Annotated in this window: 10 protein-coding genes; 4 read left to right on the top strand and 6 right to left on the bottom strand. The window is 64.3% G+C overall.

Translation table 11 applies throughout. The features are described from left to right. Positions 1-212: 212 nt before the first annotated feature. The 3 genes from OXR60_RS16755 to OXR60_RS16745 all read right to left on the bottom strand — a co-directional run bounded on the left by OXR60_RS16755 (position 213) and on the right by OXR60_RS16745 (position 4,447). Positions 213-1,673, bottom strand: coding sequence for an alginate export family protein (locus OXR60_RS16755; protein WP_267397095.1), 1,461 nt, complete (start codon positions 1,671-1,673; stop codon positions 213-215). 128 nt (positions 1,674-1,801) lie between these two features. After that, positions 1,802-3,109 (bottom strand): MFS transporter, encoded by a 1,308-nt coding sequence (locus OXR60_RS16750; RefSeq protein ID WP_267397094.1) that lies wholly within the window; start codon positions 3,107-3,109, stop codon positions 1,802-1,804. 72 nt (positions 3,110-3,181) lie between these two features. Continuing rightward, the gene (locus OXR60_RS16745; protein ID WP_267397093.1) at positions 3,182-4,447 is read right to left on the bottom strand and encodes a gallate dioxygenase; all 1,266 of its coding nucleotides are present in this window, start codon (positions 4,445-4,447) and stop codon (positions 3,182-3,184) included. A gap of 103 nt (positions 4,448-4,550) precedes the next feature. Between OXR60_RS16745 and OXR60_RS16740 the strand changes: the two genes are divergently transcribed. Together OXR60_RS16740 and OXR60_RS16735 are read left to right on the top strand one after the other, a co-directional pair. Continuing rightward, positions 4,551-5,477, top strand: coding sequence for a helix-turn-helix domain-containing protein (locus tag OXR60_RS16740; RefSeq protein WP_267397092.1), 927 nt, complete (start codon positions 4,551-4,553; stop codon positions 5,475-5,477). Between the two features lie 344 nt (positions 5,478-5,821). Continuing rightward, a complete protein-coding gene (locus tag OXR60_RS16735) occupies positions 5,822-8,839 on the top strand; it encodes a RelA/SpoT domain-containing protein (protein ID WP_267397091.1) in 3,018 nt (1,005 codons plus the stop codon). 28 nt (positions 8,840-8,867) lie between these two features. Here the strand turns inward: OXR60_RS16735 and OXR60_RS16730 are convergent, their stop codons facing one another. From OXR60_RS16730 to OXR60_RS16720, 3 genes are all read right to left on the bottom strand, one after another. After that, complete coding sequence (locus OXR60_RS16730; RefSeq protein WP_267397090.1) at positions 8,868-10,415, bottom strand: hypothetical protein; 1,548 nt, start codon at positions 10,413-10,415, stop codon at positions 8,868-8,870. A 121-nt stretch (positions 10,416-10,536) separates the two neighbouring features. Then, entirely contained in the window at positions 10,537-11,076 is a 540-nt protein-coding gene (locus tag OXR60_RS16725; RefSeq protein ID WP_267397089.1) for a hypothetical protein, read from the bottom strand. A gap of 401 nt (positions 11,077-11,477) precedes the next feature. Then, entirely contained in the window at positions 11,478-12,872 is a 1,395-nt protein-coding gene (locus OXR60_RS16720) for an SDR family oxidoreductase (protein WP_267397088.1), read from the bottom strand. 252 nt (positions 12,873-13,124) lie between these two features. On the opposite strand from OXR60_RS16720, the gene OXR60_RS16715 reads away from it, so the two are divergent. Together OXR60_RS16715 and OXR60_RS16710 are read left to right on the top strand one after the other, a co-directional pair. After that, positions 13,125-14,237, top strand: a complete 1,113-nt coding sequence (locus tag OXR60_RS16715) for an alkene reductase (protein ID WP_267397087.1) — start codon at positions 13,125-13,127, stop codon at positions 14,235-14,237. A gap of 105 nt (positions 14,238-14,342) precedes the next feature. Continuing rightward, on the top strand, positions 14,343-15,518 hold the full coding sequence (locus OXR60_RS16710) for a zinc-dependent alcohol dehydrogenase (RefSeq protein ID WP_267397086.1): 1,176 nt from the start codon (positions 14,343-14,345) through the stop codon (positions 15,516-15,518). Positions 15,519-15,853: the final 335 nt, after the last annotated feature.

Here is a 15,853-nt window from a genome sequence, read left to right as displayed (position 1 = left end):
CGAGGTGCGGCTCCGGCGCCTTGGCCGATGTGCAGCAAGGTTCTTTAAATGGGCGCAAATGCTGCGACGCTTTACGGGCGGCCGTTCAGGCCGCCCGTACTGCTCTCCTGTTCAGCCAAGCTGCACCGGATGGGAAACGATGCTGCACCTCCCTAGATGTTTGCACGAGGGTTGTTCGACTGCGACGTTCACGCGCCAACGCGAATCTCGGCTCAGAACCTGTAATCTGCCTGCACGCCGAGATAGTTGCCGTTCTTGCCGCCATGAGCTGCGAAGGCGTCGCCCGCGGCGAGATAGGTCTCGAACAGGCGAAACTGCAGCCTCTCGGTCGCTTGCCACGACGCCTCGAGGTTGAGGTCGGTGCCGATATACCGTCCATTGGAATAAGCCGCGAACGAGGCGCCGGTCGGCCCGATGTAGATTCCGTCAGCCTTGCGATTGCGCCACAGGAAGTCCGGACCGACCATCACCGTTACGTCGCTGCGCGGCTTCAGCGTCACCGAGGGGTAGAGGTCCATCAGGTTCGACAGGTTGAAGAACGCCGCCTCGCTGATCAGCGGCAGCCGCGGGAAGGCCGCGACGAAGGTGCCGGCCTTGCCATCGGAGAGATTGCCGTCGCCGCTGAACAGATTGGCGCGCAACCCGAGCCGCGGCTTCAGCGCCGCGTCCACCAGCGTATAGCCGCCCTCGAACAGCACGGCATAGGCTTCGATGTCGCGCCCGATGAACCGGCCGCTCTGATAGGTGCCTTCGAGATCGACGTCGTAGGCCGCGCTCCGCTTCCACAGGCGAGCGCCCCAATTGTCGCGCCGATCCTCACCGACGCCTTGGGCCAGCGTCGCCCGGTCCCGATCTACTTCATACCAATAGAGGTCCGTGCCGAAGCCGAACAGCCGGTTCGGCGCGCTGACATAGATGCCGTGGAAATCGACCGTGTGGTTCGGCCCGTCGTCGAACGCATCGGGCTTGATGTTGACCGGCTTGACCGCGAACACGTCGACCGACACCTTCCCGGGCAGAATGTAGGTGCCGCGCACGCCCTGGTAGGTGAAGCGCATGTTGAGACCTTCGCGCACCCCAACTAGCTTGCCGTTGCCGAGCGGCATTTCAAAGCGGCCTGGGCGCAGCGTCACCTTGCCGGCATTGCCCAGCGGCAAGGTCACGTCGACGAATGCCTGGTAGAGGTCGATCTTGTTGCGGTTGGGACCGGTGGCGAACTGCTCGCCGAACTCGCGATTGTCGCCCAGCTCCACATAGGCACGCAGGTTGCTCCCGACGTGGAGATCCGCAAGCAGGCGAAGCCTGAGCTGCAGCGGATCGTTGTCGTCGCCGGCGGTGCGACCGAGCGCGGCATGCTGCCAATCGGTGTAATAGGCGCGCGCCTCGCCGCCGAGGGTGAGATAGGTGCTGCCATCGCCGATCGGAATGTGCTTGATCCGTTCGAGCAAGGGGGCGTCGGGCTTGGGGTCGGCGGACCAATTTTCGGTCCAGCGGATCGCCTGCGGCACCCCATGCGGGCCGGTGCGGCCGCCCGGCAGTGCCTCCGCCGGCGCCTGCGATTTGGGCGGGCGTACGCCAGGCGGCGTCTGGCTGGCGAGCGGTCCACCCGCGGCGCTGCTCGACGGCGAGTCCGGGGGCACGCTTTGCGCCAGGCCCGGGGTGGCCAGCGCCACGCCGGACAATCCTGCCAGCAGCAACGCGGCAAGTCCGCGTGACGATCGAATTGGCATGATCTGCAAAGTTCGTCCTCCCCATGGGTGCGTGTGTGTGGCGCGCCGGCCGCGATGGTGCAGGCTGCGCGTCATGCGACGTTGGTTTCGCGGTAGCGGACGAGGCCGAGCACGATGCCGCCCGCGGCGGTGCCGCAGGCCAGCGTCAGCGCTACGGTCGACAAGCCCCAACCGGCCGAGAACAGCAACCCGGCGACGATCGGGCCCGACGCCGCACCGGCGCGGCCAAGCCCGATCACGAGGCCGGTACCGCCCGCGCGCAGCGATGCCGGGAAGGATTGCGCGAGCACCGCATACAGTCCCGCGGTGGCGCCATTGGTGAAGAAGCCGGCGACGCAGGCGATCGCAGACAGGCTACCCAGCGTACTGAACCCCTGCCCGAACACCGCGACCGCGACCGCGCCACACAGCATCGAGCAGACCACCAGCGATCGCACGCCGAGCTTTTGGGTGAGCAAGCTCATGGTGACGGCGCCGGTCGCCCCGCCCACATTGGCCCAGACCAGCACGCCGCTCGCCAGGGCCGGGGCAAAGCCTAGGTCCGTGACGATCTTAGGGATCCACTTCACCAGGAAGTAGAAGGTCATCATGTGGCCGAAGTAGGACAAGGTGAGCAGCAACGTGACCGCAGCCATGCCCGGCGCGAACAGCTGGGTAAGGCTGAAGCCTGCCTTCACCGCATCGCGCGGCGGCAGCTCGGCCAGCGGCGCGCGGCCCTGACGTACCATCGTGCGATTGATCCGCTCCAGCGCCCCCGCCGGCCGTTTGTGGCACAGGAAGGCGATTGTTTCCGGCACCAGCCACAGTACGAGCGGTATGAATAGCGTCGTAATCACCGCGCCGAACTCGAATACCGATTGCCAGCGTCCGGTCGCCGCGAGCAGCCATCCGGCTAGCGATCCGCCGAGCACGGCGCCCATCGGATAGCCCCCGGTCATGATCGCGACCGAGAGATTGCGCCGGCGAGCATTGGAGCATTCCGCCACGATCGCGTTGGTCGCCGCAAGCATGCCGCCGATGCCAAGGCCGGTGAACAGGCGGAAGGCCGAAAGCATCGGCACGCTGCTCGCGGTCGACGCCAGCCCCATGCCGATCGCCATCACCACCAGGCAGCCGAGGATTGTCGGGCGGCGACCGATGCGATCGGCGATGGTGCCGAGCAGCAGCGCGCCGATCCCCATCCCGAACAGCTCCATCGACAGCACCAAACCGAGCGCCGCGCGGTTGATCCCCCAATCCTTGGCGATGCCGGGTGCGGCAAAGCTGATCGACAGCACGTCAAAGCCGTCGAGCGCGTTGAGGGCAGTTGCGATTGCGATCGCGAGCATTTGGCGAATGTGCATCGGCTCGCGCGCGATGATGGCCCGTGGATCTTCCATGCACGTCTCCTCGTCACCCATCGCGGTGCGGCCGCGCGGGTCTGTTATGGTTAGAGTCCCGGTGGACCGGGCTCAGTCTTCGAGCTGAGCTGCCACTGAGTAGGTCACCTGCTGATTGCGAGTCTTCATGAAGTCCCCGAGCGTCTCGCCCCGCATCCCGGCGTAGATGTCGAGGTTGGAGATCCCGGTCACGGCGCCGAGCTTCTCGAGCACGAAGAAGATCGCGCCATATCGGATCAGCCCGAGCCAGTCACGCCGGCGGACGAGGTCGCGCTCCTCCGCCGACAGGCTGGCAACCTCGTAGGCCGTCTCCTCATCCAGGCGGAAGCGCTCGCGCGCCGCCGGATCGGTGAGGCCGTGCAGGAACTTGTTGAGGCGATAACCGCGGGCGCTGCGCTCCAAGGTATATGGGTAGGTTCCTTCGATCGCCTCGGCGCCGCGCAACTGCTCGACCATGCGGTCGCGATGCGCCGCGGCGAGCGGGGCAGGCAACGGCTCGGCTTCGTTCTCGAAGATCACCGTTGCGATCGCGGTCATCGAGGGGAGGTAGTAACTGCCATGCACCTTGCGGACGCCGGCCGAGAGCGCTCCGCGCATCACCAGCCACATGATCACCTCCGAACTCTCCATGCCGCCCAATTCGGCATATTGCGCATGGGTCATGCGGGTGAGCGCGAGCGGATCCTTTTCCAGCAGCGCCAGGAAGCGTTCGTCCCAGGCGGTATTGTTAAACCCGCAGCGCTCGCCATGGACCTGGTGCGACAGCCCGCCGGTCGCCACCAGCGCAACCTTCAGATCCTCCGGGTAGCTCTCGATCGCGGTGCGCAGCGCCTGACCCAGCTTCCAGCAGCGCCTGGCGGTCGGCACCGGAAATTGCAGGACGCCGAGTTGCAGCGGTACGATCGGCACCGGCCAGCCCGCCTCGTCATGCGGCATCAGCACCGACAAGGGCGAGAACACGCCATGATCGAGCGGCTTGTCGCGAAAGGTCGCGAGGTCGAACTCGTCGGTGATCAAGCTTTGCGCGATATGGCGCGACAACGCGGCGTGTCCGGCGACCGGGGGCACGCCGCGCACCCCGCCGCCTTCGTCAGCCACCTCGTAGCGCTCGTCCACGCCCAGCGCGAACGCCGAATAATGGTTGAAGAAGAAGGAGGTGATATGATCGTTGTAGATCATCACCATCACATCGGGCTGCTTGGCCGCAATCCATTCCTGGATCGGACGATAGGCATCGAAGATCGGCTTCCACGCCGGGTCCTGCTGCTTCTTCGCGTCGAGCGCGAAGCCAATGGTCGGCGTATGGGAGCTGGCGATGGCGCCAATGATCGTGGCCATGATATCCTCTCGTCCGCGCGTCCGCTCGGTTACGCGATTGGTGACGTTAGGCGCCTCCTCGCTGCGGTTGCACGGACGATGCCACCGATCTTAAGGTGCAGCGATGGCAAAAACTGACATTCCCTTGCACATTCCGCATGGCACGCCAGCCGCCCCGATCCGTGTCAGAAGTGATACGGCCGTGCGCGTGCCTCGCTATGCGCTTTATGGCGACTCCACGACCCGCGAATGGTTTGTGAACGTGGAACCGCTCGAGCGCCGCGCGGCGGCCCTCGAATGGCGAATCGAGCCGCACACTCATCCCAAATTCACCCAATTGCTTTTCGTAACCCAGGGCGACGGCGAGATGACCCTCGACGGCGACGCACTTCCGTTTGCCAGCCCGTGCGTCCTGGTGATTCCGCCGTTCCGGATCCACAGCTTCCTTTATCGTGGTTCAGCGTCGGGCAAGGTCGTTACGATCGAGAACAATTACCTTGGCGATCTTCTCGGCCGCGGTCCGGACCTTCGGCCCGTTCTTGAGACTGCGGGCGCATTTCCCCTCTCCGCCTCCGCAAAAGCGGGGCTGACAGCCCCACTGGCAATGCTTGAGCAGGAACTGGTGGCATCTTCCCGCGGTAGTGCGATCGCGGCGGAGATCCATCTGCTCCAGATGTTGCTGACGATCCTCCGCGATCGCCCGGCGGCCGACGCCGCGCTGCTATGCGCGCGTGGCAGGCTCGTCGACAGGTTGATCGATCTTGTTGAGACTCGATACCGAACCCAGCCTGACATCGACCAGCTCGCCGGCGAGCTTGGAGTCTCGGCCGCTCAACTGCGCCACGCGTGCAAAGACGCTACAGGATTGTCGCCCTTGGCGCTTCTTCACGACCGGATCGCTGCAGAGGCCAAACGGTGCCTGATATACTCTTCCGCAAGCGTCGCTGAAATCGGCTACTCTCTCGGCTTTGACGATGCCGCTTACTTCACACGTTTCTTCAAGCGGATGGCCGGTGTAACGCCCACCGCATTCAGGGGCGGCATTAGGTGATGGTCATCGACAAGAACAAGTCCTTAGTGCGTCGATGAACGCCAGCTGTCGCCTCTCAATGAAGACCCAGTTCTGGCCGTTCGCGGGGCCATTGCAGCCGCTCAGCTTCGGACATCCATTCATCTTAGCTCGGCTCGCCAACGAGACAGTCGTTGAGTGACCAGAAGTGGGACTTTCCTGACGTTCGAATGCGGAATGTCGAATGGCAGTTGTTGTCAAAATTCGACGTTCAACGATCATCCGACCGGCTGACGTTCGAGAGACTTTGTGAGACCCTATGGGCGGGAGCGGCGGTATGCTTCGCCAGAAGGGGCCGCAACCCTGACCGCCCTGGATAAGCCGCCATGCCGTCCGAGCAAAATCAAGATGGGGTGCCGATGACATTCGAGGAATATCAGCAGGCGGGGCGATCGCGCTATCTCGCGTTCGTTGAGGTTATTCAGACCATCCTGAAGCGGGCATTGGAGCAGCATGAGCTTGTGGCGCATGCGATCACGGGGCGAGCAAAGGAACCCGCCTCCCTGCGCAAAAAGCTAACCGGTCGAGGGATCCCGCTCGATCGGGAGATGGACGAGATCAAGGATCTCGCCGGCTGCCGGATTGTGTTCCTGACCAATTCCCAGGTCGAGCGATTCAACAGCACCGGGGCGCTGCACGAAAATTTCGAGGTGCTGAGCGTCAATGTCCATCATCCAGTCCCCGGCACCGACACCGAGACGAAGTTGTTCGACAGCACCAACTATCTTATCCGCCTGAAACCTGACCGCCTGGCGCTGACGGAATATCGCGCGTTCGACGGGCTGCGCGCCGAAATCCAGATCCAGACATTGCTCAACCATGCCTGGGCAGAGATGGGTCACGACACGATCTACAAGGAGCCCAACCTGACCCATCTGGGTGCGGGCCGCATGACGACGATCGGCGAGCGCATGAACAAGGTGATGCAGGATCATCTGATCCCCGCCGGGCACGACTTCGACAAGATAGCGCGCGACTTTCATAGGCTCTTGGAGGCCGATGGGGCGACGGCGGCGACCCTCGAAGCGATCGAGCATGCGGGCGATAACAATGTGCTCGAAGATGCTCTCGAAACCTACACGGACCTGGTGCTGCCCCATTTCGACAAGCCGGCGGAGGAGTTTTCCAGCCGGTTCGATGCGCTTGTCGGTGCCGTGGAGCGTTCGCGGGATTATCCAACCATCCCGGACGTCACGGACTATGGGGACTATCCGGGCAAGGCGAGCATCAATGTCGCGCGCCGGGTCGCGCAGCTGATCCGGTCGTATCGCTATTTCGAGCCAGACCAGACCGTCCGTGCCCTCGTCCGGCTGTATCTCGGCGCGTGCAATGATGAGGAGCGCCGCCTCTGGATCGAGGCCGGCGAGAAGCTGGCCGAACATAATCTGGAGGTCTGGAAGCAGTATGGGCCAGCTGCCCAGCACGTCATTCTCGAAGAGCTGGGGAAGATGGACGGCGCCGACATCGACGGTGCGCGGCCACTACTGATCGGGATGCTTGCACAGGTGTTGTCGGCCGAGCTTGGCGGGACAACGTGGCGGTCCGACGGTGTCATGATTCACCAAGGCGCGGTCCGTGCTTCGGACGAGCTTCGGCGGTTGCGCGGGGCAGCGATCGGATGGCTTGAGGGCTGGCTTGATACTGCCGGGAGCGACGCCGAGCGCCCCGCGATCCTGCAGGCCCTTGGTAATGTCGATGCTATGCCGATGCAGGGCGGCGGCGAGGGCGGCCTGTTCCAGATGTTGCTGGAAGACGGCGCCCGCGTCGCCCAACTCATCCTCGAAAGGGCACCACAGTGGGGCCTCGAACTGCGGCGCAGCCGCGAGGTCGATGCCCTCCACACGCATTACCGTTTCCACGTCCTAAGGCCGGACCTCGCGGAGAAACCGGAGCTGGTCGCGGCGCAGACAGCGCTGATCGGCGCATTGCTGGGCCTGCGCGACCTTCTAGCGGCGGATGCGGATTTCGTGCGCTACAAGACCCTGATCGGGCATGACAGCGTTCACCCCGGGGCCTGGGACGGCGATCACTTCGACTTCGAGGCGACCGATGCGTGGCGGCAGGGAAGCTATCCGGCGATTATTGCCGAGGTGACGGCCGACACCGTGGCCGAATGGCGCAGCAGGATCGACGCCTATGTCGATGCGGTCGGCTTTGACGGCGGGCATTTCATGTCAATGCGCGCCTTCCTAGGCCTTCTCGCCGAGCAGAAGCCGGACGTCGCGCTGATGATGATGGAGGAGGTGAGCGCGCAGGGGGCGGCCTTCCTCGCGGCGATGTTGGCAGGGCTGGAGCGAGCGGGGAGGCTGGCTGAGGTGCTTCCATTGGTCGACCAGCGGCTGGCGGCCGGGCAGCATCTGTCGGCGATCGGTGATTATCTGCACCACAAGCCCGCGACCGATGTCGATCGGCTGCGCGCCTATGTCGCCAAGGCGATTGAGCGGGGAGAACAGGTGTCGGTCGTCAATGCGGCCACGATCGCGGCCAACTGGTATCAGCGTGCTCCCGATCCGGTGCTGATCGATGAGGTGTTGCTGCCGGTGATAAGGTTCGTCACGGAACAGCGCCTGCCGCATTGGATCGGGCATTTCTTTGCTCCCGGTCATGCGCAGATGGTTCAGGAGATGGAGGAGCCTCACGCGGCTGCGTTGATGCGATCCTTCGTCGATATCCCCGAAGTAGATTTCCAGGCGGTGCGGTTGATGGCTGCGGTGGCGCGGCGGCAACCACGATTGGTGATCGATTTTTTCGGCGCCCGGCTTCGGCGCGAGCGAGGCGGGCGCGATAGTCGCTTCGAGCCCATCCCATTCCACGGGCATGATCTGGCACAGGTGCTGTCGCCGCACGCCGATCTGCTGCTGCCGGCCGTGCGCGAATGGTATAATGAGGAATCAGGCTTCCACGAATATCGCGGCGGCCGTTTGCTCAAGCATGCCTTCCCCGAGCTGACGGAAGCAGTCGCGGCCCAGCTGATCGCGGTCGCCCGCCAGGGGGGCGAGCAGGACTTCAAGTTCATCTTGAAGACGCTGTCTGCCTATGAGGGGGCGGAGCAGCTCTATCCGGTCCTAATGGAGGTGGTCGATCGGCTGGAGCCGGGCGACAAACTTCTCAATTGGGTGTCGGATGTGCTCGGCCAATCCGGGGTGGTCTCGGGCGAGTTCGGCTTCGTCGAAGCCCATGCGCGTCGCAAGGAACTGATCGAGCGCTTCCGCGACGATCCAAGGCCCCGCGTTCAGGCCTATGCGCGGGATCGGGCGCGCGATCTCGCCCAGCATATGGCGTGGGAGCAGCGCAGGGCAGCCCGTGATGTCGCGCAGCGGCGTCGTGATTGGAATGAGGAATAAAGAATAGCTGCGTCTTCTGGCGAGGCGCTCACAGCACCTCGATAAGGGGGCCTTCCTTGCGCATCAGCGATAGGTAATCGCCGCCATTGAGAATGAGCGCACCCTTGCCGATACGCGTGGCGAGCGCGCCGAAGCGTTGCGCGACGGTGGCGCGCGCGGACGCACTGTCGGTCGCCAACATGCCGGCCTCAAGCTCGACGGGATCGTTGAAACGGAGATGGATTTTCCGGGTCTCGGCCGACTGTTCGAGGCAGGCGCGGCGGAATATCGAGTAGAAGCTCACGTCTCCGAACTGGACGAGACGATAGGCCACCATGCTGCTCACGAGCGGGAGGCTGATGTCGCGGTCGGTTTCGAAATCGAAGGTGGGCGTGCCGGCGGCGCCGGCAATCGCGAAATTGACGACCTCGTCATGTGCCGTAAACACGTCGGCGGCGCGCATTGGCGGATTGTCGTCGGGGCTGCAGCAGCTTCGGAGATATCCTAAGGCGTCGTCCAGCCAGACGAAGATCTCACGGTCCTCGATTGGGACAGGAGGGCAGGTCGTCTCGAGCGGCTCGTCCTGGTCGTCGAGCATAAGGGAAACCGTACAGCGCTCGTTCGAGATCACCATGAACCGCGCAAGATTCTGGAGGCGATCGAACGGGTGAACATCGGCACCGCTGAAATGGTAGCTGATGTTGAGCTCGGGGCCGCGCAGGACAGCGCTCATGGTCGGTGAGGTGAAGGTCGCGCGGACCGTCTCCAACGGGAGATTGTCCATGGCGAACTTGCGGACCTCGCCGGTGAAGGTGGCGGCCTGGCCGGCCGCGTTCTGAAAGGTGAGCTGCCTGGGTTGCGGAATGGCGTTGAGGTTGAAGATGGTGGGCTTGCCCGCGAAAAGCGGAGAAACGATGTCAAACCGCTTGTCGCCGAAGGTGATCTCGACGTCGGCCGGGCTTGTCGGCAGTCCGACGGCGGCATCGATCAGCTTTTGTACGTCGTCGAAGGGGAGCGTCACCGTGCCGCCGAAACGGCCTTCCTCGAAGCCCAAGTCGCGGGTCAACTGGCGTTTCTCGTTGGCATAGTCGTGCTGGTCGGTGTCGCCGATCGAGCGTATCCACGGCAGAAGATCATCGGTGCGATCGTCGGCTTCGTCGAAGGCGATCGACAAGCGGAGACGATGGAGATCCGGCTTATCGTCGCGCTGCGCTTCCCGGGCGCGGCGCAGGGCGGCCTCGATCAGCGGCTTGTCGAAGTGACGGGCGTAGATCCGCTCCTCGCTATGGTCGCTGTTGCGCCACCAAAGCGCGATGAAGCACGGATCGGGCTCGTTGGCGAACCGGAGCGCATTGCTCAATTTGACGCTCGTGGTCGGCTTTCCATCGGTCTTGGACTTTACCTGAACCCGCACCGTGGCGTTTCCCGGTTGCCGATCGTGCGGGAGGCCAGGGACCCTTTCGCGAGCAAACTCGACCATATAGTCCCAACCCTCGCGATCCTGGATCGAGGGGTTCTTCGTGACATTGGCGATGTCGCAGAGGACCTCGAACGACGACTGGGCATAGCTCGAGAAATTTTGCGCAAATGCCGGCACGACGTGAATCTTCCTCGGAGATGGGCAGAATAAAGGTAGGCAGCGGGCGACGGGCAGGCAATCGGTTGCGGCCCCCTTATGGCCATCATTGTGCCAGGGACGGGGCTGCCTCCCGCGTCGGTCAGTCTTCCGCGATACAGGCGTCGATGAGGGAGGCGAGGGATGGCCCCGCGCGATCGAACTTCGTCATATCGACCAGCTTGCCGCCATGATCGCGCGCGACACGCAGCGGGCCGGCCTTCCTGAGGTCACGGGTCAGGACGACCGATGTGAGCGATGCCGCGCCAAGGGCCGCATCGCCCTCATTATGGCTAAGCTGGCTGTTACGGGTCGGCTTTTCGATCAGAAAGGGCTCTTGGATCGCAGCGTAGAACGCGCGCGCATCTTCAGACTGGAACGTGCCGAAGCCGAAGCCGCCGCGCCGCTGTGGGCCCGTTTGGGTGGTGAAGCCGAAAACGGCGGAGACCCTGACGGAGGCGTCTCGCATCTGCTCCCGGATATACGCCTTCAGAGCGACCTTGTTCGGCCGATCGGGGATGGCGGCGATTTCGATCTCGCGCGGCAAGAATAGCGCAAAGCGCGTCGCGGGAAGTTCGACAGCCAGATCGAAGCCGAGGACAAAGAACTGATTCCAGACATTGCTGTCGATGGTGACGGCCACGCGGCCGTTCGGGCGCGCGGTATAAGGCAACCTGAACCTCGAAGTCGTGGTAGCAAGCTGGGGATTGCTGCGCAGCTGTCTATAGGACGAAAGTCGAAGATAAGAGAAGCTGTTCAGTCCGGTGTTTTCTTCGTCAGCCGGTTCGAGCTTGCTAATTTCAGCGTCTGCGGCGACGCCCGAAATGATGACCCGCCGCTTCGCAGAGCCTTATCGGCAGCTTTCGGCGCGAGCCACCGTACGGAGCGCTGGATCGGAATGGGCGAATTTTGGTCGACATTTGCCCGAGCGGACCGACCCACACCCGGCCATTTAGCGCATCCGTTCGGCGCCTCAACTCCTGCCATTCGTTAAGGTCAGGCTGATGGCTGGTTTTCGCCGATCGTTGCTGTGAACGGCAGGGGTCAGGACGTTCCAGCAGGCTTCGATGCCCCAGCCATCGGAATGCCAGGTACGGCTTCACCCTTGCGCATCAGCACATCCAGTCGATCGATCCGTGCCGGCCTTGCGAGCAACACGTTTGACCGCGCCATCAGCAGCGCCGCGCCCTTGCCCGTCAGATGCGCCTCGCGGCCGGCTTCGTCTGGGAACGCCTCGAAGATCTCGAACGTCGAACCGTCGCGTCGCAGACCGAACCACGGCCGCGTCGCCGGTTCGCTCTCCACCTCGGCCAAGATGCCCGCGAGCAGCGCCGCGACCTCGTCCGCCTTGCCCGGGCGCGCCTCAAGCGTGATGTGCAGCGCCTTGGCCATCGTGTTGCCGGCATCGCCGCCAACCCTGGCAGGCAGGTGCGGCAGGAGCTTGCGCGCTGCGAACAACGCGGCACCGGTGCCGATCAGCGCCGCCGCGGTCGCCAGCGGATTGAGTGCGGCCTTAGTGTAGAGGCTCGTCTGCATGACGTGGCCTTCGTAGTTGCCGCGCTCCTCCAGCCGCTCGGTGGCGTTGTCGAGGCCGTTCCGCTCGATCGGCCGGAACGGCGCGCGACCGCTGGGCGTGCCGGGAATGACGATCTTCTCCATCGGCCGATCGATGCCGCCGGGCGCCAGATGCGCCATCGTCGCCATGCCCTTGGCACCGCCGCCCGCATAGATGTCTCGCACCGGCTTAACCGCCGCATGCAGGATCGCGTCTGCCACCACGGCGGGCGCATAGACGGGCGGCACGTGGTGCGGTTCGGAGGCGAGGTGGTTCTTGGCGTTGACCGGAAACGGCGTGTCGATCTGGCCGGGCTTGACCAGCGTGACGGAAATGGGCGCCTCGTCCCACTCCAGCTCCATCCTGAGCGCCTCGGTGAAGCCCTTCACCGCATGCTTGGTCGCGCAGTAGCTGCCCTGGAGCGGGATGCCGCGCTCAGACACCTCGCTGCCGACGTTAATGAGCGCCCCGCCGCCGTGGCGACGCAGCAGCTTCACCGCTTCCAGCGAGCCGTAGACATGGCCCCAGTAGTTGGTCTCCATCTGCTTGCGCATGTCATCGACGGGAGTCTCCTCGAGCCGGCCGTAAAGCCCGATGCCGGCGTTGTTGACCCAGGTGTCGATGCGGCCGAACGCAGCTTCGGCCTCCCTGGCGATGCGGCGGACGTCGTCCTCCTGGCCAACGTCGGCGATGACATGGATCGCCTGCCCGCCCTTGCCACGGATCTCTTCGACCAGCTGTCGGAGCGCGCCCTCGCTCCGCGCCGCCAGCACCAGCTTCGCGCCGCGCTCGGCCGCGAGCCGTGCCGTAGCAAGCCCTATACCGGACGACGCGCCGGTAATTACCACCACCTGATCGGCGATCGGCTTGAGTTGAACGTTCATGGGCGCTTCTCACATATGGGATGCCGGTGTAACGTTGCCGTTCACGGGCCCGTTCCCACCAAAGCGCCGCGAATCCATATGGTTGCCACAGGCCAGGCCGTCACCACGTTCGGCTGCCCGTAGAAATAGTCAACCGGACGATCTCGAGACGGCCTGGTATCGGCGTCACCTTCATCTGGGAGCAAGCCGGCGTTCGCGCGTTCTATCCCTCGCCTCACTCGGGGTCTCATCGCTCCCACGGAGGATCATCTTTTGCCTAACCCATCGGCCAGCCCCGTCCTGCAACCCGTCACTATTGGCGATCTGAAGCTCAAGAACCGTATCGTCATGGCGCCCCTGACGCGGAGCCGCTCGGACGACGAAGGCGTGCCGCCCGACTTTGCTGCCGATTATTACGGCAAGCGCGCGGATGCAGGCCTCATCATCACCGAAGCGACGAACATCTCGGCCCAGGCACGCGGCTACGCCATGACGCCCGGCATCTGGTCGGACGCGCAGGTCGCGGCCTGGAGGCCCATCGTCGAGGCCGTACACCGGCGCGGCGGCATGATCTTCCTCCAGCTTTGGCATACAGGTCGCATCTCTCATCCCGATCTGCACGGTGGCACACTTCCCGTTGCCCCGTCCGCGATCGCGGCCGAGGGACAGGCGTTCACCAACGACGGCCTCAAGGACTTCGTCACCCCGCGCGCGCTCGAAACCCACGAGATCCCCGGCATCGTCGAGGATTACCGCCATGCCGCCGCCCAGGCGAAGGCGGCCGGCTTCGATGGCGTCGAGGTTCATGCGGCGAACAACTACCTCCTCGAGCAGTTCATCCGGGACAGCACCAACCGGCGAACGGACATCTATGGCGGATCGATCGAGAACCGTCTGCGCTTCCCGCTCGACGTGATCCGTGCGGTGGTTGATGTCTGGGGCGCCAAGCGGGTTGGCATCCGCATCTCGCCGGCCACGACGGAGCCCGGCAAGACGCCGCTCGACAGCCAGCCCGGCCAGACCTTCGATGCGTTCGTCGACGCTCTGTCCGAGATGGGCCTGCTCTACATTCACGACATCGAAGGTGTGACCCAGCAGACGCGCGACGTCCCCGACGGCGTCGACTTCCGGGAGCTGCGCCGGCGCTTCAACGGCGCGTACATCGCCAACAACCAGTACACCCTCGATCTCGCCGAGGAGACGCTGGCCAATGGCGATGCCGACCTGTTCAGCTTCGGCCGGCCGTTCCTCGCCAATCCCGATCTCGTTGAACGTCTGCGGACCGGGGCTCCGCTTGCCGAGGCGCCGAAGCAATATTGGTACGGGGGAGGCTCGGTTGGCTACTCGGACTGGCCGGGGATGAGCGGGCCGGTCAGCCTGGAGTAGGACGATGTCCGCGAGGCGAACGCGCCCATACCGAGATCCGGGGCGTTAACCGCGATCAATTGCTTTTCCGATCCCGGTTGAGCTCCCCTCAGATGGAGAACAAACATGCGCGCATTATGCTGGCACGGTAAGGGCGACGTCCGCGTCGACACGGTAGCGGATCCCGAGATCAAGCACCCGCGCGACGCAATCATCAAGGTCACTGCCTGCGCGATCTGCGGGTCGGACCTCCACCTGCTGGATGGCTACCAGCCCACCATGGAAGCGGGCGACATTCTGGGCCACGAGAACATGGGCGAGGTCGTGGCGCTCGGCTCGGAGGTGACCAACCTCCGGATCGGCGACCGCGTGGTGGTGCCGTTCACGATCAGCTGCGGCGAGTGCTGGTTCTGCCAGAAAGGCCTGTTCGCTGCCTGCGACCGGACGAACCCCAATGCCGAGATGGCCGCTAAGGCTATGGGCCACTCGCCCGCCGGCCTGTTCGGCTTCAGCCACATGCTAGGCGGCTATTGCGGCGGCCAAGCCGAGTATCTCCGCGTGCCGATGGCCGATATCGGCCCGATCAAGATCCCTGACAACGTCACCGACGAGCAGGCCCTGTTCCTGTCCGATATCTTCCCGACGGGCTACATGGCGGCCGAGAACGCGCAGATCGAGCATGGCGACACCGTGGCGATCTGGGGCTGCGGCCCGGTCGGCCAGTTCGCGATCCGATCCGCGCTGATGATGGGCGCGGGCCGCGTGATCGCGATCGACGAGGTGCCCGAGCGGCTCGCCATGGCCGAGGCCGGCGGCGCGGAGACGATCAACTTCGCCGAAACCGACGTGTTCGACGAGTTGCAGGCGCGGACCAAGGGTCGCGGGCCCGACAGCTGCATCGACGCGGTCGGCTGCGAGGCCGCCGGCCATGGCGCGGCCGATGCTGTGATGGACAAGGTGAAAGCGAGCATGATGCTCGCCACGGATCGTGTCCACGTGCTGCGGCAGGCGATCATGAGCTGCCGCAAGGGCGGCACGGTATCCGTGCCCGGCGTCTATGTCGGCATGGGAGACAAGCTGCCGCTCGGCGCGGCCATGAACAAGGGGCTGACGATCAAGCTCGGCCAGACGCACGTGCAGCGCTACACCAAGCCGCTGCTCGACAAGATCGTGGCTGGGGAGATCGATCCGAGCTTCGTGGTTACCCATCCGGCCAGCCTTGAGGACGCACCCAAGATGTATGCCAAGTTCCGCGACAAGGAGGAAGGCGTCATCAAGGTGGTCATGCGCCCGCACGGCTGAACTGTATCGCTGCTGCGTCCCGGTGCCTTGATCGCGGACGCAGCGACGACCCATTCGCGGACGCTCAGCGCGCTTGAGCCGCTGCCCAAAAGCTGAAGTCCGTTCATCTCGCCCAAATAGCGAGTTTGGGTGTGATCAACCCCGGCAAGGCATAGGGCGGTGGCGCTCAGCGAACGAGCGATTGGCAAGCGGGCCGGCCTCCCAGTGGTGCCACCTGCCGGCACGGCGGCGGCTCCCTTACGCTGCTCGCCACACGCCGGTACCGCTGCCTGCTCGGCATAGAAACGGCTGGTTGCCCTGAGTAAGGGGCTGCCTACCATCATTATCGAGCAGGA

The organism is Sphingomonas sp. GC_Shp_5 (assembly GCF_026540855.1).
In the GTDB taxonomy this organism is placed as follows: Bacteria; Pseudomonadota; Alphaproteobacteria; order Sphingomonadales; family Sphingomonadaceae; genus Sphingomonas.
This window is presented reverse-complemented; position numbering and strand designations above follow the sequence as displayed.